We start from the raw sequence: 20,963 nt of genomic DNA, 5'->3' as shown, positions 1-20,963 counted from the left end.
TAGCTTTAATGGAAGGTCTTTTAAACCTTTGGCATGCTACCGGCATTGCTAACTTTACGTTTCCTGGCTTGATAATGATTGCAGTAGGCTGTTTATTATTGTTTTTAGCAATATCTAAAAACTTTGAGCCACTGCTTTTATTGCCAATTGGCTTTGGCGCGATATTAACTAATATTCCTGTTGCAGGGCTATCAGAGCCTGGTGGACTTTTGCACTCGGTTTACTATGTGGGTATTGATACCGGTATTTTTCCGCTATTAATATTTATGGGGGTTGGCGCGCTGACTGACTTTAGTGCGCTAATAGCAAATCCTCGCATGTTATTACTGGGAGCTGCAGCTCAGTTTGGTATTTTTGCGACCTTATTTGGCGCAATTTTACTTAACTTTATTCCGGGTTTTGAGTTTACACTTCAAGATGCATCGGCTATTGCGATTATTGGTGGTGCTGATGGTCCAACGGCGATATTTTTAGCATCAAAGCTTGCTCCTGATTTGCTAGGTGCAATAGCAGTAGCTGCCTACTCATATATGGCACTTGTGCCAATTATTCAGCCACCAATTATGCGCGCATTAACTACACCTGATGAGCGTGCTATTAAAATGCCAGAGCTGCGCAAAGTATCTAAAAAAGAGAAAATAGTATTTCCTTTAATGGTACTGAGCTTAACCGCTATGTTTTTACCAGCGGCTATTCCCTTAGTAGGCATGTTCTGTTTAGGTAATTTAATGCGTGAGTCAGGTGTAGTAGATAGGCTTAGTAACAGTGCCCAAAACGAAATTATTAATATAACCACGATATTTTTAGGGTTGGCGGTTGGCTCTAAGCTTGCTGCAGATGACTTTTTAACAGTAGAAACCATTGGTATTTTAGTACTGGGTGCGCTTGCTTTTGCTATTGGTACAGCATCGGGTGTGTTTATGGCAAAAGGCCTTAACAAACTCTCTAAAACACCTATTAACCCTCTAATTGGTGCTGCGGGTGTATCGGCAGTACCGATGGCGGCGCGTGTAGTGAACAAAGTTGGGCTTGAGAATAACCCACATAACTTTTTACTTATGCATGCTATGGGGCCAAACGTAGCTGGGGTGCTAGGAAGTGCCGTAGCCGCAGGTATATTACTGGCGCTTGTTGGCTAGTATTTAGGATTTAATCCAACCGATTAGCGCAGTTTACTGCGCTTTTTTTATGCCTATAAAACTGCACGTATTAAAGTTTGTTTGCAACCGTGTTTTTGTTTACAGTGAGGGTTATGCACACTAATAAGGATAGTCATCATGCTTCACACCCCTTTGGCAAAATATTTACCTCATGTTAGTAGACTCGTTTTTGGCTGTATGGGCCTAGGCGGCGGTTGGAATAAAGACGCCATAACCAAAGAGCATTTAAAACAAACTCACGAGTGTATTGATGCAGCCATAGCTGGCGGTATTAATTTTTTTGATCACGCCGATATTTATACCTTTGGCAAAGCTGAGCAGGTATTTGGCCAAGCACTTAGTGAACGACCAGAGCTGCGCGAGCATATGTATATTCAATCTAAATGCGGTATACGCTTTGAAGATGATAAAGGCCCTAAGCGTTACGATTTTTCGGCCAAGTGGATTGAAGAATCAGTTGAAGGCTCACTTAAGCGTTTAAACACCGATTACCTCGATGTGCTTATGCTTCATCGCCCTGATCCGCTAATGGAAGTGGAAGAAATTGCACAAGTGTTTAGCTGCCTACAAGAAAGCGGCAAAGTACGTAATTTTGCCGTATCGAACATGCAGCAGCATCAAATGAACTTTTTACAACATGCCCTAGATATGCCTATTGTGGCTAACCAAATAGAAGCAAGTTTACAAAAACACCAATTTGTTGATGAAGGCGTGTATGCCGGTAATGCAGATGGAAAAGATCTTAACTTTACACCGGGCAGCGTAGAGTATTGTCGACACTTTGATATTCAAATACAAAGCTGGGGAAGTTTATGCCAAGGTCTATACACCGGTGGGGATTTATCGAATGCATCGCAAGCCGATATAAATACCAGCATACTCGTAAATAAGCTTGCTGCACTTTACGATACAACGCCTGAGGCGATTGTTTTAGCTTGGTTATTACGCCACCCTGCAATGATACAACCTATTATTGGCACAACGAACGTTGAGCGTATTGCTGCTTCATGCGATGCGCTAAACGTGCAGTTAAGTCGCGAACATTGGTATGCATTGTATGTAAGCGCCAAAGGCCATGAGTTACCATAAATAAGGTTTAGAAATGAATATATTTGTTATTTTAATTTGCTTGTTTGTCGCTCTTGCAGTACTGATACCTTTGCTTGAAAAGTACCAAGGTAAAATGGGGTTGGATGGCGCAACTAAATACAGCAAATATATTTGGCCACTAGTGATGGTTTCTTTGGTCGTACAGCTTATTTATGTACTGATGTATTAATGGTTTATAGCGTATACAAAAAAGCCTTTGCAGGGTAAACCAGCAAAGGCTTTTTATTATCTATAACTTATACGTTACTTAAGTGCTAGCTGTAGTTCGCGATTGCGTTCAAGCTGTGCAATAAAGTTTTCTGCAATAGGCTTAAACTTAGCAAGTTCAGAGCGTGGTAACGGCTCAGACTTAGGTAACTTAACGGTTTTAGGGTTACGGTGTACACCATTGACTAAAAATTCGTAGTGTAGGTGCGCGCCGGTTACACGGCCGGTAGCACCCACGGTACCAATTTTGTCACCTTGTTTAACCTTTTGCCCTGTTTTAACAAGCTTTTTGTTAAGGTGTAAGTACTTAGTTACATACTGCGTGCCGTGGCTTATAAATACGTAGTTACCATTGTACTTACTGTAGCCTGCTTTAATTACTTTACCGTTACCCGAGGCTACAACCGGTGTACCTGTACGTGCTGCGTAATCAATACCACGGTGTGCTCTTACTTGCCCAGTTACTGGGTGTAAGCGACGTGGGTTAAAGCTCGAGCTAATATACTTAAAGTTTACCGGCGCACGTAAAAATGCTTTTTTCATGCTGCGGCCTTCAGGCGTATAAAAGTTTCCATCGGTATGGCGAATAGCCGCGTAACGCTGGCCTTGGTTTATGAATTCTGCAGCAATGATTTTACCAGTGCCAATAAACTCGCCATCAACATAATGCGACTCGTAAATTAGCCCAAACTGATCGCCCTTACGAATATCGTTGGCAAAATCCACATCCCAACCAAATATATCAGCAAAGTTCATTATTTGGCGCTCGCTTAAGCCTGCAGCAATTGCTGAGGTCCAAAAGCTACTAGAAATTTCGCCACCGGCTGTTTTGCTCAGTGTTTCTATTTCTTTGCTATCTATTGAGGTGTCGTAATTACCTTCGTCATTTAAGGTAACAAACAAAGTATCTGTTTTTGAAATAACATAACGAAGCTGCGCTAAATCGCCGTTTTCTGCTGTTGCAAAACTCAGTATTTCACCTGGGTGAATTTTAGTCAGCTTACGTGTTTCAGCATTGGTGTTAATTAGCTTATGAAGGGTTTGCGCTGAAAAACCAGCACGCTTGAAGATAATTGCTAAATTATCGCCGTTTTTAACTTGGTGATCGACTAAGTCGTATTCTGGCAGCTTTTCTGCTGCTTCTGGCGAATTTAATTCAGTTAATTTTTCGTTGTCTTCAACTTTAACTTGTAACTCGTAACGCTTACCAATTTCTAGTGCATTTGCACTATTGTCTTTGGATGCAGTCGCTTTTTCTGAAGGAAGAAAGGCTAAGCCAACAATAGCAGAAACCAAACCTAGAATAAGCAATTTGTGTTTTTTGGGAAGCGTGTTAACCACGTGAACCATAACGTGCCTTTTCTGCTGTCGTGAAAATAAAATGGATATTAATGCAGGATATACGTAATAAGGTACGAATACTAGTAAATATAGCTAAAAGCCCCGCAATTGTTAGTAAATTAGCAATTTATGATTGTTTAAGTTTATCGATTTAAACTGATTCTAAAGTGCGTTAAAATTAGTGCTTAAACACCATTTCTAATTGCCTAGCACAGTAAGACTAAGTTTATTAAGTTTAGTTGCATTATTCGCATAAAAAATTGTTTTAATTAGGTAGAAATTTGTTATGTTAGCAACATAAGTGCTTTTGGTTTAAATCTGTTTTAAACCCTTATGTAGCAAGTCATCTAGTTGCCCCTTCGTTGGCAGAATTTTGGAGTAATACACAGTGGATTTACAAACCGCTCTAGCAGAGATAAAACGCGGTGCAGAAGAGATATTAATTGAAGACGAATTAGTTGAAAAACTAAAGTCGGGCAAAAAGTTAAAAATTAAAGCGGGTTTCGATCCTACCGCGCCAGATTTACATTTAGGTCACACTGTACTAATTAATAAAATGAAAACCTTTCAAGATTTAGGTCATGAGGTTATTTTCTTAATTGGTGACTTTACTGGCATGATTGGCGATCCGACAGGCAAAAATGTAACACGTAAACCACTGACTCGTGAAGATGTACTTGCCAATGCTGAGACTTATAAAGAGCAAGTGTTTAAGATTTTAGATCCTGCAAAAACAACGGTTGCCTTTAACTCTCAGTGGATGGAAAACCTAGGCGCTGCGGGTATGATTAAACTTGCTGCCAATCAAACTGTAGCGCGCATGCTAGAGCGTGATGATTTTAAAAAGCGTTATGGCAGCGGTCAACCCATTGCTATTCATGAATTTTTATACCCACTTGTACAAGGTTGGGATTCGGTTGCACTTGAGTCAGACGTAGAGCTTGGTGGTACTGATCAGCGTTTTAACCTTTTAATGGGGCGCGAGCTTCAAAAAGTAGAAGGTCAAAAGCCGCAAACAGTATTAATGATGCCGTTGCTTGAAGGCACAGACGGCGTTCAAAAAATGTCTAAGTCGCTAGGTAATTACATTGGTATTACGGATGCGCCAAACGATATGTTTGGTAAAGTAATGTCGATTAGTGACGTACTTATGTGGCGTTATTACGATTTACTAAGCAGCTTATCAATCGAAGAAATTGCAGCGCAAAAACAACGCGTAGAGCAGGGCACTAACCCGCGTGATATTAAGATTGAATTGGCGAAAGAATTAATTGCCCGTTTCCACAGTGAAGAAGCAGCACAAGCTGCACACGATGACTTTATCAAACGTTTTCAGAAAAAAGCGCTACCTGATGAAATCCCTGAGCTGACAATTACAATTGCAGATGAGGGTATTTTAATTGCTAACTTACTTAAAGAAGCTAATTTAGTAGCCAGTACATCTGAAGCAATGCGTATGATTAAGCAGGGCGCAGTAAAACTTAACGGTGAAGATAAAATCACTGATACTAAGCTTGAGGTAGCAAAAGGCACAACCGCTATTTACCAAGTAGGTAAACGTAAGTTTGCGAATATTACTGTTGCGTAAGCGCAGTTAAAACAAAAAAACCAGCTTAGGCTGGTTTTTTTGTGCGCGTTAAAAAACTAAATAAGCTTTACAATTTCAATGCTGATAATGACTAACAGCCAAAATACACGTGCTTGATTTAACCTATTAATTATTACGGGCACATCATCGGGAGATGGCAGTCTATCAGTACCAATTCGCATTTTATTAAAGCGCTTACCAAAATAAACTGCAGGGCCGCCTAGCTGTACGCCCATAGAGGCGGAGCACACACTTAAAATCCACCCTGTATTTGTTTGATAAAAATGTCTGCCATAGTGCTTTATGTAATGCATACTTTGTTTACTGGCTTTGCTTGCGGCAATGGTTAGTGCAAGTATGCGTACGGGGATAAATTCGATTACAAACAAAAGTATTTTAAGCGGTTTTAAAAAATGGCTGTTAGGTGATATATCGGCGCGCCACGCGTGTTGTATTAAAGTGAGGAGCCGATACGCTAAAGCGCTAATTGGCCCAAGCAATAAAAATATAAATATAACGGTAAAGTAATTGCGAGCTGTGCGTAAAATTAAGCTTTCAATTAAGGCTTTCATGATACCTGGCGCTGAGAGCTTATTAACCTCTCGGGCAAGCAGCGGCTTTACAAGTTCTCGCGCGGTAGATTTTTGGTTTTGTTTTACGAGCTTGGCAACACGCAGGGCTTTTTTCTCAATCGCTTTGCTTTCAAGGCACAAATATAAAATAAGACCTGCGAGCAGTTCAGGGTAAAAGGCAAATTCAAGCAGTAATACAATAATAATAAGAATAACGCTTAAAACTAATGTACTGGCAAGAGTGGCGGCTAAATAAAGGTAGTTTTTAGGCTCATGTGGTTTATAAACCCGTTTTCCTATCGCACTAAAAACAGCGGTTAATACTGTATTAGGGTGATACCAGCTTTTTAACGGGAAAAAGCGCTCAGCAAGGAGCGCTACAAAAAAGGCAATAAAGTCCAAATGGTTTTGAACAATATTGCTTAGCATTTACAGTGTAACTTTTGTTAGTTTTTCTAATAGTGCAACAACCATTTTTGATGAGTTGATTGATGCTGTTTCTAGGTATTCTTCAAACGACTGCGGTGACTCTTTTCCAGCAATGTCAGACATAGAACGAATAACAACAAATGGGGTATTAAGCGCAAAACATGTTTGTGCAATAGATGCACCTTCCATTTCTACAGCTAGCATTGTTGGAAAGTCGCTACGAGCTTTATCAATACGCACAGGGTCACACATAAATGAATCACCGGTACAAATTAAGCCTACTAAGGTTTTTACTTCGCTGATTTGGGCAATGGTCTGCTCGGCAGCTTCAACAAGTTTTGGGTGTGCGGCAAAGCCTGCAGGCATTTGTGGAACTTGGCCAATTTCGTAGCCAAAAGCAGTTACATCTACATCGTGATGACGTACTTCTGAAGAAATAACAACATCGCCAACACTTAGTGAGGGATCAAAGCCACCGGCAGAGCCTGTGTTAATAACACAATCAGGATTAAAGTTATCAATTAATAACGTGGTTGCAATAGTTGATGCGACTTTACCAATACCCGATTGCACAAGCGTTACTGTGTTACCAGCCAATTCGCCTGTGTAAAAAGTAAACCCTGCTTTAGTTAGCACTTGTGGGTTTTGCATTGCTTCACGTAAAATTTTAACTTCTGGCTCCATTGCGCCAATAATACCGACATTCATAGTGTTTGATTCCTGAGTTTGAATACGTAGATTATACGTGAAGTTAGCAATAAAAAACAAAAAAGCGAGCTGTTTTACGGCTCGCTTTAAATACTTTTAGGAGAGTATTTAATTCTATTTTAAATTTCGGCTAAGGCAGTGGTTTGCGCTTTAGCCTGAGAAGGTGACAATACCGCAGGTTTGCTGACGCGATTACGAGTTGGGCGAGCCGATTGCACGGCAGGTTTGCCTATTTTAAACATAATTGCATCGCGCACCTCAGAAGGCCGGTAGCCTGATTTTACTTTCATACGAATATGTGGAATGCCTGCTGACTCTAGAGCACCGTTTACAAACCAGTCGCGCTGAGCTTTGTGGCCATCTTTGTTGGCATTATTAACTAAATCGACTGCAGCCACTATCGTCATTTTTTCTTTATCGACCAGCACAAAATCGAGTTGTTTATTTTTAGCTTTAGCTAAGGCTGCACGTTTTGATTTAGCAGATAGCCCTTGCTTACAGTCGATGACATCGATAAGTTTGACGCGGCTTACAATTTTATATTGATCGCCTACCGCACGCTCTAAAAGATTTAAAAATGCCCCCTCAACCTGTGTAAACACGGTTTGTTTGCGGGTAAAAGGATACGGGTTTCCGCCATCATCATTAAATTTTGACGCAACCACGGAGGCCCCAACCACTAATACTAAAATTGATAATAAAGCGAATTCCATACGGTAACTCCATAACAACAAATTGACACTGCTCAAACAAAGCAATTTACGTGCCTAAAAATTTGGTGTTATGCGTTAATTACCGTATGTATTTAGTATTAATACAGCGCTGATATTAGGCTTTGTAGCCGCCTTCAATACCTTTGACGGCAATAGCAACCGCATCATGCGCATGAAGTGATTCATAGTGATTAATTTGCAGCCAGTAATCACTATAATTATTATGCTCAAGTACCGCTTTAATTTTCCGAGCAGCGTCTTCACAAAACATTAAATTTTGACCGTTAAGGCGGGCAAACTCTTGCTCATCTTCGCGTTTTACTGCCGCTTGTACAGGTGTTTTTAGCTCAGCTTCTAATGTATCAATTAAATTGACTACATCAAATTCACTAATCGTGTTATTTAGCTTTACTTTAACGTTGGCAATCGAACGCTGTGAGTGAGGCGTTGCCACAATACCCTGCGTTGTGCCTAGCCATGCTAAAACGTCTTTTTGATTCAATGTTTCTTGGTTAAATTTTTCGCTAAACGCATTTTGAATGAGTTGGCGAGCAAGTGCTGCAGAGCACGGGCAAGTAGATGAATAAGTTACATCAACGCTTAGCTCAAAATTAATTACGCTATTTTCAATGGTACTGGTTAGGGTAATTGGGTAGCTTTTCCAACCTGCTTTACCACTTAATAACGACTTACGACGCAGTGGTAACTCAAATTTAAATTCTATTTGGGCTTTGTCACTTAACCCTTTATGGCTGGTAATAAAAGTATCGAGTGCTTGAGCTAAAGTGTGTGGGTTAACTTGTTGCTCTGTTGAGAGTAAATCAAGCGCCAAAAATAGACGCGACATATGAATGCCTTTAGCGTCTTCTTTATGCAAATTAACAAAGGCACGCGCTTTTGCATTAACGGTAACGGGTGCTAAATCTTTCGATTCAAAAATAAATGGCAGTTCTATTTCGCCCATACCAACCCAGTCTAACTTACCTGTTTGTAAGGCGGGAGCCGTATCAGCTATATCGGGCATATTGGTTTGCATGTGCGCTACTCGTTATTGGTCATAATAAAGCGCAGCATTTTACACTAAATAATTTATTGCTGAAATGATGAGTTTAACGAGTAGGCAAAAGTAAACATGAAAATTTTCTGTTTTTGTCGCACAACATGAATATAGCTAATAGAAAAATGCTAAAATCTGCTGCAAAATGCGTTTGACTATTAATAGGCACTTTTTATTTATGCCTAGTAACGAGATACACTGACCTATGACCGATTCTTCTTTGAGCCCTTGGGCTCGAGTACTTTCTAGTTTAATAACTCGCTTTGGTGAGTTAAAAACCGCGGCAATGTGCTACGCGCTTTTATTAGGCGTGTCGCTTATATTGTCGAGTATGTTTTATTATGTGGCACTCGGTGAGGTTAATTTAGTTGATATTTTAGCAGTGGTATTTTTTACTGCGGTTGTATCTCCTTTTATGATCAGTATTTTACTCAACTCGATTAGACAATTAGATGCCTCATATGCTTATTTAGACAGCGCCACCAAACAAGAAAAACTATTAAACCAAACATTAAAAGATAATATTAACCGCCTTAATATTGAAATAGATGAGCGAAAAATGGCGTTTCATGCCAAGCATCGCGCTATTGAAGAGCTACGCCGTGAAATCGCGGAGCGTAAAAAAACTCAACAAGAACTTGCTCAACAAGGCATGCTTCTTCGCTCTATTGTCGACTCCTCCCCTGATTTATTTTATTACCGAGATAACAATGGTGTGTTTGCCGGCTGTAATAAAATGTTTGAAGAGGTTATGGGCAAAACCAGCGCTGAATTAATTGGTAAAACCGTAGAGCAGATTTTTCCAAGCTACTTTTTAGCAGAAGTACTCAGAACGGATAAGAAAGTAGAACAAACGCATCAAGCGCTGACAATTGATGTTGAATACATGGTAAATGGTGAAAACCGTTGGTTTGAGCTGCGTAAATTACCCTTTATAAACGATCAAGGGGACTACATAGGTTTATTGGCGTTCGGGCGTGATATAACTAGCCGTAAAGAAGCAGCACAAGCGCTTGAAACAGCCTATAAAGATAAAGGTAAGTTTATAGCAACGCTTAGCCATGAGCTGCGCACGCCATTAAATGGCATTGTAGGTTTAACCCGCATGCTGCTTGATACAGAGCTTAATAAGCAGCAACGCAGTTGGTGTAATACGGTGTTTTCGAGCGCTGAAACCTTAGGTAATATTTTTAACGATATTATAGATTTAGATAAAATAGACCGAGAGCAGTTAGATATAGCAACCGACTCTATTAACGTTTCAGACTTTATTAACGATGTAGTGAACTTTGCAGGTTTAATTGCTGAACAAAAAGAGCTTGAATTTTCAATTGAGCGAAATGGCACATTAGATGTTTATGCACTCCTAGACCCAACGCGTTTACGCCAAGTGGTATGGAACTTAATTAATAATGCCGTTAAGTTTACCCAGCATGGCGAGGTAAAACTCACATGTAGCCGAGAAGAGCGTAACGATGGACCGTGGCTTGAACTTAAAATATCAGACACAGGGCAGGGGATCCCAGAGGATCAACTCTCGCGCATATTTGATATGTACTACAAAGCCCCAGATTTAAGCGGTAAAAACGCGATTGGCTCAGGCATTGGTTTAGCCGTAACCAAAGCGTTGGTCAGTGCAATGAAAGGCACTATTTCGGTAACCAGTACAGAAGGTGAAGGCAGCTGCTTTACAGTACACATACCGCTTAGCTTATGTGTAGCGCCTACCGAACAAAGCTATGCAGGTAGAGGTTTATATATTTTACTTGTAGAGGATGTGCCATTAAATGCTGAAATTGCGACTAACCTGTTAGAGCAGCGCGGCCATGAAGTGATTTGGGCCGAAACAGGTGAAGATGCACTCTCGTTTGTAGAAACCGAAGACGAGCTAGATTTAGTACTACTTGATATGCAACTGCCCGATATAAATGGTGATGAGGTGGCAAGACAAATACGTGCCGATAGCCATTTTGATAAACTACCTATCGTTGCGCTTACAGCGAATGTACGTAGCGCCGAAGAAGACTTAGAAGGTATTTCGGTGCAAGGGGCGCTTGCTAAACCCATTAATACAATAAAGCTTGATAAAATGCTGGCTGATTTGTTTGATATTCAACAAAGTGAATCAGACAAACCGCTGCTAACGGTAAGTAAAGAAGCGCTTGAGGGCATTAATGCAGGTGTGCTTGATGTTGAAACCATTGAAGACTTTGTAAACTCTATGGGGCTTGAAGTATTTAAGCGCAGCAGTGGTTTGTTTGAAAAACTAAACCCGCAATATCAGCAAGAGCTGCAAAGCGCGTTAAATGAAAACGACAGGGAAGAGTACAAATCGGTGGCGCATAAGCTTAAAGGCGCTGCGGGCTCTGTAGGATTAAACGACGTACAGTTACATGCTAAAAAGATGGAACACGGTGCGCTTGATGAATCAGATGAAGTACTAAAAGAATGGTTAGATACATTGGCAGATAAAATAAATGAAGGACAAATTGCCCTTCATTCGTTTTTACAATTATTAGAGTAAGTGGTTTACTCTAATTAAGCGTCGATTTTACCAATAAAGCGGTAACCTTCACCATGGATGGTGCTGATTAGCTCAGAAGTAGAATTATCACTTTCGAAGTGCTTACGAATACGACGAATCGTTACATCTACTGTACGGTCATTAGCGCGAAGCTCACGGCCAGTCATATGCTTAATAAGTTGCTCACGGCTAAAAATACGCCCTGGAGAATCAAGCATTAAACGTAGCGCTCTGTATTCACCTTTAGGTAAACGCTTAGCATCACCATTTGGTGACGTTAAACAACGGCTGTTTTCGTCTAGTTCCCAACCGTTAAATGTAATTACACCGTTGGTTTCTAGCACTGACTCTTCGCCGCCTAGCGCTGTACGGGTAATTAAGTTGCGAGCGCGTATAGTCAATTCACGAGGGTTAAAAGGTTTAGTGATGTAATCATCAGCACCAATTTCTAAACCTAAAATACGGTCTACATCGTTATCACGGCCGGTTAAGAAGATTAAACCGACTTTGCGTTTTTGGCGTAATTCACGTGCTAAAATTAGCCCGTTTTTACCCGGTAGGTTGATGTCCATAACTACAAGATTGACGTCATCATTATTTGTAAGCTTGTCATGCATATCATCGCCATCAATGGCTTCAATAACTTTGTAACCTTCAGCTTCAAATAAACTCACGAGGTTTAGTCGAGTTACGTCTTCATCCTCTACGATTAGAATGACTGGCGTTTGCATTATTAATTAACCTTTTTGGAATATTTTATTTACAAAAAATCGAATTTTAACTAAATAATTCGATTACTAGAGATTATAGGATTATACCCAAATGTTAACAAGAAAAAACAAGTTGGATAAAAATAAAACAGTAGGGGTGTTCCAAACTAACCAAAAGGCATTGTGCAAAAACTACTGTTTAATGATATATAACGGATGCAGCTTTTTGAATTATGAAAACGAAGCCATTTCCTTTAATGATTGATACATCCACCAATCACTTAAAGGTACTAAAAATAATCGCGCAAATTCAAAACGGAATTATATCATTTTATAACCTTTCATCAATGTATGTGATACTGCAAAAGCAATAAAGTTCATAAATTGTATCGTCCAATTATTAGATCAAGTTAAATAATTAAACGTGAAATATCACATGCTCTCTCTATAAGGTCATTAAATAGTAATTCAAGTAAAAAGCGTAAATAAATACTCTTTTTTTAAACACTTTTTATGGAATTGTAATAACAAAGCGTACGCCGGGTTTTGCATCTAGGTCATACAGTATATGTCCGCCTAGCGCTTGGGTTACAAGGTTGTAGACCAAATGCATACCTAATCCACTGGCTCCTTGGCCGCGCTTAGAGGTTACAAATGGGTCAAATATCCTATTTTTGACATTTTTATCAACGCCTTGTCCGTTATCTGTATAAATGATCTTTATTTGTGGACCTGTAATTTCTATATCAAACTGGATTTCGTTATTTTCACTACCCACAAACCCATGAATAGCTGAGTTTAAAATAAGCTGTTGAAATATTTGTTGTAGAGGTTCTGATTTACTTTCAATTGTTAAGTCACTTGGGCAATTGATCACAACGTTAGGTTTGGAGGTTATTAACTCTGATTGAATCGACATTAACACGTCAGATATTAATTTATGGATATTTACATGGGTTTTAACCCCGTCATCTTGAATTACAGCTACCTTTTTAAAGTTAGAAATAAGGTCGGCTGCTCGATTTAAGTTTCGATAAATTAAATCGAGATTTTCAATACCTTCATCTATAAAACGTTTTAATTGGTTAGAAGTAAGGGATTTATTATCAAAGCTAAGCTGAACATCGGCAAGTTTGTCGCGCAATAAGGTTGAACCCGTGATACCTAAACCTATAGGGGTGTTAACCTCATGCGCCACCCCAGCTACCATTTGCCCTAACGAAGCCATTTTTTCGTTTTCTACTATTTGTTCTTGGTATTGATGCATTCGCTCAAGGGTTGAAAGTAATTCTTGGTTTGCCTCACGCAGGGCTATTGTCCTTTGATTTACCTTTTCTTCTAAGCTTTGGTTGAGCTGTTTTATTTCTAGTTTGTCTTTTTCATGTCGCTCTATTTGCTTACGCGTACGTGTAAGCATGATATTTAAGCTATTTGATAAGGCTGTTACCTCTTTTACTTTAGTCGCAGGAGCGCGTACATCGTAGTTATGATTTTTTGAAACGTCTTGTAGTAATCCACTCAAATGCTCAATAGGGTTTGCAATACTTTTTTGGGTGTTTATGGCAATAAAGTACACAAAAAATAATATAAATAGGGTGAGGAAAACATCTATGATTATTTTTTGTTTTATAAATTCATCTAGGCTTTCTAGGCTGCCACGCATATAAACATAGCCAACTACTTGCTCGTTATTAAGTACAGGTGTTATCAGCTCAATATAATTGTTGGTAACTCTAGGCTCTTTTAGCTCTTCAATGCTGTCTACGCGCAAGGGCACCGGCGGGGTTTTTTTAGCATTAAAACTAATAAAAAACACAGGCTTGCTCGATGTTTTTTCTATGGCGTAAATGTGGATGTTTTTTACAAGAGGGATTTTTTCAAATGACTTTAAGCGTTTTTCTTCTGTTTTTCTATCGTCATTTACTAGTGAATCCGATGCATCAAACGCAACAATATCAGAGAGGATCACAAGCTTGTTTATGATCAGTTCCTTTTGTTCTTTTACACCCATGTAGGTAGAAATCGAAACCGATAAAGTTAAACAAATAGCAGTGATAAGCATGATGGTGTTGATCAGCGCTTTTCTAATACTTTTTTGGTGTACTTTTTTTGGCATTATTGCTGCATCGCCTAAGCAAGGATATTTACATTTAGAACTTTAGTTTAGCAAAAACCGAAGAAAGTGAAGGGAAATCGTAAAATTAATTCTGATATTTATTCGAAAGTTAGGCTAAGTGTTAATTACACTTAGCCTAATAAGTGTAATTAGTTAACTACTGTAAACGGCAAATTTATTATTTTTGTACACAGTATGGAAGCTACCAAATTGCGCTTCTAAGATAGGTGGGTATTTTAAAAAGCTATTAGCCACTATGGATAGCTTACCAGCTTTGGTTAAATGCTGTTTAGCATTTGATAAAAATGCTTCAGCAATTGTGTAGTCAGTCGCGATGCCAGTGTGAAACGGTGGGTTACTTACTATTAAATCAAACTTGCCGCTAATATTTTTTAAGCCATCACTTAAAATAGTGCTGCCTTTAATATTATTAAGTTTTAATGTTTGCTCAGTTGCATAAGTTGCAAGTGCGCTTACATCGCTGCAGGTAAAAGTAAGTGCTGGATTTTTAATACCTAAAAAAGTAGCAATCAAGCCTGCACCACAACCAAAATCCAGTACATTACCTTGTTTAGTGGTAGGGGCATTTTCTAATAACATTTTTGTACCAGCATCTAAAGCGCCGTGGTTAAAAACCCCTGGAACACTGATCGCATCAAACTCTACACCAGCTACATTTACGGTAAACGTTTTATGGTAGCGGCTGATGTCAAACGCAGTGGTTGTCTCTAGTTGCTCAAACGAGAATAAAATGCAATGCTTGGCAGAGTCGATTTTATTACTATAACCTGCTTTGCCCGCGAGCTGTTTTTCTATCGATTTAACGCCACTTTTATTTTCGCCCACAACAAGTAGCTGTGCTTTTTCGTTAATAACGGCGCGAATATTATCAAGGGCCATTAATACTTCAGGCTTTGATTTTGGGTAATAAAGAATGACTAAATCATAATCGTTGGCATCTATTTCATGATGAACACACACGTTTACGCCATCTACTCTTTTAGCAAATTCCCCATTAGCATGGTTATAACTAAATGCGGTGATGTTACTTTGAGGATTTAGCTGTTTTAGCTCTGCTAAAAAGCCATCTTGAACAAAGTTGACCACCAAGATAGATTTTCCCACTAGTTCCTCGCTATTACGAAGTAACAGTAAACTTGGGTTGGTTAATACGCTCATAAATGGCTTTGCCTTACAAATTATTGATTAGTAAAAGGTGTGGATTACTTTGTGCGCTCAAACATTAGGTCCCACACGCCATGGCCTAAACGGTGGCCGCGCTGTTCAAACTTAGTTAGTGGGCGCGAATCCGGGCGCGGTACGTAGTCGTTGGTAGATGACTGATTTTTATAGCCAGGCGCTGCTTGCATAACTTCTAGCATGTGCTCAGCGTAGTTTTCCCAGTCAGTAGCCATATGAAAAACACCACCAATTTTTAATTTGCTACGTAGTTTTTCAGCAAATTCTGTTTGCACTATACGGCGTTTATGATGACGCTTTTTATGCCATGGATCTGGGAAGAATAATTGCAGCGTTGTTAAGCTTTCATCTGCAATGCAGTCCGCGAGTACTTCTACTGCATCGTGTTCAAATACACGTAAATTAGTAACTCCGGCTTCATCAGCGTCCATTAAACATGCGCCAACGCCTGGGCGATGTACTTCAATACCAATAAAGTTTAGGTGTGGTGCATTTTTTGCCATTTCAACTAATGACTTGCCCATACCAAAACCAATTTCTAATACTACATCATTGTTATTGCCAAATACTTGGGCTAAGTCGAGTAGGCCGTTTTTATGCTCAAGCCCCATAGTTGGCCAGCACTTTTCAATTGCGGCAGCTTGGCCTTTAGTTAAGCGGCCTTCGCGTTTTACAAAACTGCGAATTGTGCGGATATACTTACCTTCTTGCTTAGCTTGCTCAAGGTTGTTGTTACTTGATTCACTCATATTATTGGCCTGACAAAAACAATGTGTTTAAAAATGGTTGCGTATTATCCCTGACCACGCAGCTAATCACAAGTATTAGCGTGTTATAGCGCCTTCATCGCTTGATCTTTTTATTAACTGCAATAGACTGAGCCGCTATTGAGCATGAGTAAAAGTAGTATATGTTGGATTTAAATAAACAGCAGTCAGACAAGTTTGCTAACCGAGTGGTTGATTGGTATCACCTTCATGGGCGTAAAACACTGCCTTGGCAATTAGCTAAAACACCTTATAAAGTGTGGGTGTCGGAAGTAATGTTACAGCAAACGCAAGTTGTTACGGTTATTCCATATTTTGAAAAGTTTATGGCAAGCTTCCCAGATATTGTTGCTTTGGCAAATGCAGACGAAGATTTAGTGCTGCATCATTGGACTGGCTTAGGTTACTACGCACGGGCACGTAACTTACATAAAACGGCCAAAATAGTGCGAGATAAATACCAAGGTAAATTTCCAACTACACTAGAAGAAGTCATGGATTTACCCGGAATAGGGCGCTCTACGGCCGGTGCCGTATTATCGCTGTCGCTTGGACAGCACCACCCTATTTTAGATGGCAATGTTAAGCGAGTGCTTGCCCGATATTTTATGATTGAAGGGTGGTATGGGGTAAAAAAAGTAGAAAACCAACTTTGGCATTTATCTACTCAGTTAACCCCTAAAAACAATGTGACTGAGTTTAACCAAGCCATGATGGACTTGGGCGCCAGCCTTTGCTCGCGCAGTCGCTTTGACTGCCAAGCATGTCCACTAAATAACGATTGCGGTGCGTTTAACGCAGGAAAAGTTAAAGAGTTCCCTCATTCTAAGCCTAAAAAAGTGGTTCCTAAAAAAAGTTGTCATCAGCTGATTATTCAACATGACGAGAAGGTTTTAATGGAAAAACGCCCAAGTAGCGGTATTTGGGGCGGTTTATTTGGTTTTTTTGAGTTTAATGAATACAGCGAAATGGTGTTATTTTTAAATCAGCAAGGTTTAAAAACCGAGCTGGAAGAGTGGGTGCCTTTTACTCATGTGTTTTCGCATTTTGAGCTAACAATAAACCCGTATGTTCTTAATATTGATAGCGTACCGGATGTAGTAAATGATAAACAGCTCGTATGGTACCCACTCGATCAATCAATAGAGGTGGGTTTAGCCGCACCAACTAAAAAGTTGGTTAAACAAATGAGCTCAATAGGTTAAACTATTTACATTTAGCGCTTAAGAGAGTCAATTATGGCACGTACAGTATTTTGTCAAAAGTTACAAAAAGAAGCCGAAGGGCTTGGATTTCAGTTATACCCAGGTGAACTAGGCGAGAAAATTTTTAATAATATCTCTAAAGAAGCATGGGGCCAGTGGCAGCACAAGCAAACGATGCTAATTAACGAAAAGCATTTAAATATGATGGACCCAGAGCACCGTACGTTTTTAGAAGAGCAAATGGTTGGTTTTTTGTTTGAAGACAAAGACGTAGAAATTGAAGGTTATCGACCGCCAGAAAAATAAAAGTACAGATATAAAAAAGGGCTAATTAGCCCTTTTTTTATAGCTATATTCTATAGCGTTTCCTCATCAGTGCTTGCCGAGCGTACTTGTTCTTTTAAAAACTGTGCAGCTTTAGAGTATTCAATCTCAAGGGTGTCTCTTTGTGCGATTAGCTCATCAGTATCAAGCTCTGCATTTTTACACTTTTCTTCAAACTCTTGTGCACATTGTGCTACGGCCTCAGCACCAATTGTTTTAGAAATAGACTTAAGTTGATGACAGGCATCACTGATTTCATCTCTGTCATTAACCATAACACCCGAATTAATGCTTTTAATTAAGCTTTGGCTTTGCTCCAAAAACATTTTGAAAAAGCGTATTTGCTTGGCTTCGTCGCCATTTACATAAGTGGATACCGCATCCATATTAATGGGCATAGCAGGTTTTTGATGAATGACAACAGTTTGGTCTTTGTTATGTTTGTCATACCAACGCTTTAAGGTATCTTCTAGGGCATTAAGCTCTATAGGCTTAGTAATAAAATCATTAATACCAACAGCAAGGCAACGTTCTTTTTCACCTTTAAGCGCATTGGCGGTAACGGCAATAATATAAGGCTGTGAGTCTATAGAGTCTAACAACTCGGCTTCATCACGAATTTTTTCAACCATGTCGTATCCCGACATTTTTGGCATGTGTAAGTCGGTTAATATGAGCGAGTAATTGTTTTGACGCCACATATCTAAGCCTTCTTCACCATTGTTAGCTACTTCCACGCCATAGCCTAATATGTGCAGTTGATCAGTTAACACTTGCTGGTTTAGTAGGTTGTCTTCTACTAGTAAAATGAGTTTATTTGCATCGCGTGCTTGTTCAACATTTAAATAATTGTTGAGTGTTTTTGTTTTTTTAACTTGCTTAGGCTGATGCAAACCAGCTGCCACCAATATCGACATCATAAAGTTAGATTTACAAAGCGGGGAAGCATTTATATAAAATACATTTTTATGGTTTATAGCAGCTTCATCAAGCTTACTTAACACCACAACTTGCTGGTTGTTATCTTCAAGCGAGTATATAAGACGACGTAGTAAAGAGTTAACCCTTTCCATATCGTCTATGCCATCAACAACCCATATAATATCGCGGTGCTCTTGTTGTGCTTCTATTTCTTGTTGATCGTGCACGTAAGTAATTTTAGCGCCCATAAACGATAAATAGCGGTACATCGCTTTTTCACGTTCTAAATGGTTACTTACAACCACCACATGTTTACCATTGAGTGCATTTTTATGTGCGTATTTAATTTTTCCAGAGGTACCAAATGGCAGCTCAACGGTAAACTCGCTACCAATACCCGCATGGCTCGTTACATTAATAGTACCAAGCATAAGCTCTGTTAAACTTTTACAAATCGAAAGCCCTAAACCTGTCCCACCGTACTCGCGGGTAATTGAGTTTTCTGCTTGTACAAACGGATTAAATATTTCTCGCAGCTGCGCCTGGGTCATGCCCTTGCCGTTATCGGTTACACAAAAACGTAGCGTAAAATGATCCGCTGTATTATGAGCGACCTCTACCGATATTTTTACATGACCTTGGCGTTTGTCATCGGTGCTGGTGAACTTAATTGCATTACTGCATAGGTTGTACAGCACTTGGCGAACTCGGATTGTATCGCCAGTCAGATTAGTAGGAATATCTGGTGCAATAGAAAGCTCTAAATCTAATTGACGTTTTTTAGCAACAGATGAAAGTACCCGAGCTACCTCTTCAATTGTATCGGTAACAGAAAAAGGCGTAGGGTCAATATTTAGCTTACCCGCTTCAATTTTTGAAAAGTCTAAAATGTCATCCAAAATACTTAGTAATGAAAACGCTGACTCACGGATAATGGTACTTAAGCGATGCTGCGCACCATCAAGCTCTGTTTGTCTTAATAAATCAATAGTGCCAATTACGCCGTTCATAGGCGTGCGGATTTCATGGCTCATAGTGGCTAAAAAGGTGGTTTTGGTTTCGCTGGCGCGCTGTGCCTTTAATGTAGCTTGCTCTAATGCAATCGTTCTTTGCTGTACTTCACTCTCAAGGCCAGTTTGTAATTTTTGAAGCTCCTTTTGCGCAGCCTCTTTTTCAGACATTACTGAGTTAACTTTACCAAGCAGTAAATTAATGTTTTTAGCAACGCCAGATAAGCCTAAGTCTAGTTTTTCACTTATTTTACTTTCGTAATTGCCATTTTCAGTAATTGCTTGCAGTTCTTCATTTAATAAATGGCTGCTTTTACGCAAGCGGGTATTTATATAGGTATTAAATAGTAAGGCTAATGCAAATAAGGCAAACACGCTCACAATTGCAATAATATAGGCTATTACTTGCGAGTCTTGCTGCGTTAAAGGCACCGCTGGTAACTGCTGTTTTATTATTAGTTCACCAATGGGTTGGTCGTTTAATAGTAATATATGGTGTAATACACCTTGCTCAGCTAAATGCTCATTTACTTTTTTTGACTCGATAGCGGGTTTAGTGCTGCTATATACAAGTTGGGTTTCTGAGGTGGCATTAAAGCGATAAAGCGTATATTCAAACTCATCATCTAATATTGAGGTAAGTTCAAGTAGCTGACGAACCTTACCTTGCCCATACATAGTAAGTGCATCTACCATTGGTAAATCAAGTTGCTGTGCAAGTTGCGTAATACTTACTTTTTGTTTGGCTGCTGGTGCAGGTTGTGTGTTTTGCGAATAAAACGCGAAGGCAACAATAGCAAGCGCTGTTACTGCAATATTAATTATTAAAAAAAGCGGCAGTAAGCCTTTCACAGGCGAAGAGAATTTACTCTGCATTGATTGTTCCCATTGGTATTTGTTATTACGATAAGCCCTTACCGCATTTCCAAAGTAATCGTATCATTTACGTAAAATAATTCACTACGTTTTTAGTCTGGTTTAATTGATTAAATTAAGGTTTTTCGTAAATTTTTGCTGGATAAATAAACATTAGTATATAAAAACTTGCATTGTTGTGTGAAAACCGTTCAAACAGTTATAAAGAGTAAAAAAAAAGTTGACTTGTAAGGGCAAAACTCGTTTAATACGCCGCACGCCCAAATGGCTCAGCCGATAACGCTGAGTGGGAATTGCATTAAAAATACTTTGTTATTTTTAATCAGCACTGTATAAGTGCCTCGATAGCTCAGTTGGTAGAGCAGAGGATTGAAAATCCTCGTGTCCCTGGTTCGATTCCGGGTCGAGGCACCATTTACTTTAAG

17 protein-coding genes and 1 tRNA gene are annotated in these 20,963 nt (G+C 39.4%); 8 read left to right on the top strand and 10 right to left on the bottom strand.

The genetic code is table 11. The annotated features are described in order from the left end of the window. Nucleotides 1-8: 8 nt before the first annotated feature. The 3 genes from AN389_RS17265 (at nt 9) to AN389_RS20575 (ending at nt 2,439) form a co-directional block, all read left to right on the top strand. Nucleotides 9-1,139, top strand: a complete 1,131-nt coding sequence (locus AN389_RS17265) for a sodium ion-translocating decarboxylase subunit beta (RefSeq protein WP_055016547.1) — start codon at nt 9-11, stop codon at nt 1,137-1,139. Between the two features lie 138 nt (nt 1,140-1,277). Then, on the top strand, nt 1,278-2,249 hold the full coding sequence (locus AN389_RS17260; RefSeq protein WP_055020332.1) for an aldo/keto reductase family oxidoreductase: 972 nt from the start codon (nt 1,278-1,280) through the stop codon (nt 2,247-2,249). Between the two features lie 13 nt (nt 2,250-2,262). Further along, a complete protein-coding gene (locus AN389_RS20575; protein WP_162838354.1) occupies nt 2,263-2,439 on the top strand; it encodes a hypothetical protein in 177 nt (58 codons plus the stop codon). Nucleotides 2,440-2,513: 74 nt separating this feature from the next. On the opposite strand, the gene AN389_RS17255 is transcribed toward AN389_RS20575, so the two are convergent. Continuing rightward, nucleotides 2,514-3,827, bottom strand: a complete 1,314-nt coding sequence (locus tag AN389_RS17255; protein WP_055016545.1) for a peptidoglycan DD-metalloendopeptidase family protein — start codon at nt 3,825-3,827, stop codon at nt 2,514-2,516. A 379-nt stretch (nt 3,828-4,206) separates the two neighbouring features. Between AN389_RS17255 and tyrS the strand changes: the two genes are divergently transcribed. Beyond that, nucleotides 4,207-5,406, top strand: coding sequence for a tyrosine--tRNA ligase (tyrS, locus tag AN389_RS17250; protein WP_055016544.1), 1,200 nt, complete (start codon nt 4,207-4,209; stop codon nt 5,404-5,406). A gap of 56 nt (nt 5,407-5,462) precedes the next feature. Here the strand turns inward: tyrS and AN389_RS17245 are convergent, their stop codons facing one another. The 4 genes from AN389_RS17245 to folE2 form a co-directional block, all read right to left on the bottom strand. Further along, nucleotides 5,463-6,407 (bottom strand): regulatory signaling modulator protein AmpE, encoded by a 945-nt coding sequence (locus tag AN389_RS17245; RefSeq protein ID WP_055016543.1) that lies wholly within the window; start codon nt 6,405-6,407, stop codon nt 5,463-5,465. Then, nucleotides 6,408-7,115 carry a 5'-methylthioadenosine/S-adenosylhomocysteine nucleosidase gene (gene mtnN, locus AN389_RS17240; RefSeq protein ID WP_004587526.1) on the bottom strand — a complete coding sequence of 236 codons (708 nt, stop codon included), beginning with the start codon at nt 7,113-7,115 and terminating at the stop codon, nt 6,408-6,410. A gap of 119 nt (nt 7,116-7,234) precedes the next feature. Further along, entirely contained in the window at nt 7,235-7,828 is a 594-nt protein-coding gene (locus AN389_RS17235; protein WP_055016541.1) for a DUF2726 domain-containing protein, read from the bottom strand. 115 nt (nt 7,829-7,943) lie between these two features. Beyond that, nucleotides 7,944-8,864, bottom strand: coding sequence for a GTP cyclohydrolase FolE2 (folE2, locus tag AN389_RS17230; RefSeq protein WP_055016540.1), 921 nt, complete (start codon nt 8,862-8,864; stop codon nt 7,944-7,946). Nucleotides 8,865-9,090: 226 nt separating this feature from the next. On the opposite strand from folE2, the gene arcB reads away from it, so the two are divergent. After that, on the top strand, nt 9,091-11,409 hold the full coding sequence (gene arcB / locus AN389_RS17225) for an aerobic respiration two-component sensor histidine kinase ArcB (RefSeq protein ID WP_055020331.1): 2,319 nt from the start codon (nt 9,091-9,093) through the stop codon (nt 11,407-11,409). A 14-nt stretch (nt 11,410-11,423) separates the two neighbouring features. Here the strand turns inward: arcB and arcA are convergent, their stop codons facing one another. The 4 genes from arcA to trmB form a co-directional block, all read right to left on the bottom strand. Next, on the bottom strand, nt 11,424-12,140 hold the full coding sequence (arcA, locus tag AN389_RS17220) for a two-component system response regulator ArcA (protein ID WP_004587530.1): 717 nt from the start codon (nt 12,138-12,140) through the stop codon (nt 11,424-11,426). A 490-nt stretch (nt 12,141-12,630) separates the two neighbouring features. After that, nucleotides 12,631-14,235 (bottom strand): HAMP domain-containing sensor histidine kinase, encoded by a 1,605-nt coding sequence (locus tag AN389_RS17215; RefSeq protein ID WP_055016538.1) that lies wholly within the window; start codon nt 14,233-14,235, stop codon nt 12,631-12,633. 153 nt (nt 14,236-14,388) lie between these two features. Next, a complete protein-coding gene (locus AN389_RS17210) occupies nt 14,389-15,414 on the bottom strand; it encodes a methyltransferase (protein WP_055018680.1) in 1,026 nt (341 codons plus the stop codon). 44 nt (nt 15,415-15,458) lie between these two features. Then, nucleotides 15,459-16,184: a tRNA (guanosine(46)-N7)-methyltransferase TrmB gene (gene trmB / locus AN389_RS17205; RefSeq protein WP_055016536.1), complete on the bottom strand. Its 726-nt coding sequence runs from the start codon at nt 16,182-16,184 to the stop codon at nt 15,459-15,461. 161 nt (nt 16,185-16,345) lie between these two features. Here trmB and mutY point away from each other — a divergent pair, with 161 nt between their 5' ends. Both mutY and AN389_RS17195 read left to right on the top strand, forming a co-directional pair. Continuing rightward, nucleotides 16,346-17,407: an A/G-specific adenine glycosylase gene (mutY, locus tag AN389_RS17200; RefSeq protein ID WP_055020330.1), complete on the top strand. Its 1,062-nt coding sequence runs from the start codon at nt 16,346-16,348 to the stop codon at nt 17,405-17,407. Nucleotides 17,408-17,440: 33 nt separating this feature from the next. Then, a complete protein-coding gene (locus AN389_RS17195) occupies nt 17,441-17,713 on the top strand; it encodes an oxidative damage protection protein (RefSeq protein ID WP_004587535.1) in 273 nt (90 codons plus the stop codon). Between the two features lie 50 nt (nt 17,714-17,763). On the opposite strand, the gene AN389_RS17190 is transcribed toward AN389_RS17195, so the two are convergent. Beyond that, the gene (locus tag AN389_RS17190) at nt 17,764-20,538 is read right to left on the bottom strand and encodes a hybrid sensor histidine kinase/response regulator (RefSeq protein ID WP_055020329.1); all 2,775 of its coding nucleotides are present in this window, start codon (nt 20,536-20,538) and stop codon (nt 17,764-17,766) included. A 338-nt stretch (nt 20,539-20,876) separates the two neighbouring features. On the opposite strand from AN389_RS17190, the gene AN389_RS17185 reads away from it, so the two are divergent. Further along, nucleotides 20,877-20,952, top strand: a tRNA-Phe gene (locus tag AN389_RS17185). Nucleotides 20,953-20,963: the final 11 nt, after the last annotated feature.

Origin of the sequence: Pseudoalteromonas sp. P1-7a, from assembly GCF_001401855.1 — a bacterium.
GTDB lineage: Bacteria > Pseudomonadota > Gammaproteobacteria > Enterobacterales > Alteromonadaceae > Pseudoalteromonas.
This window is presented reverse-complemented; position numbering and strand designations above follow the sequence as displayed.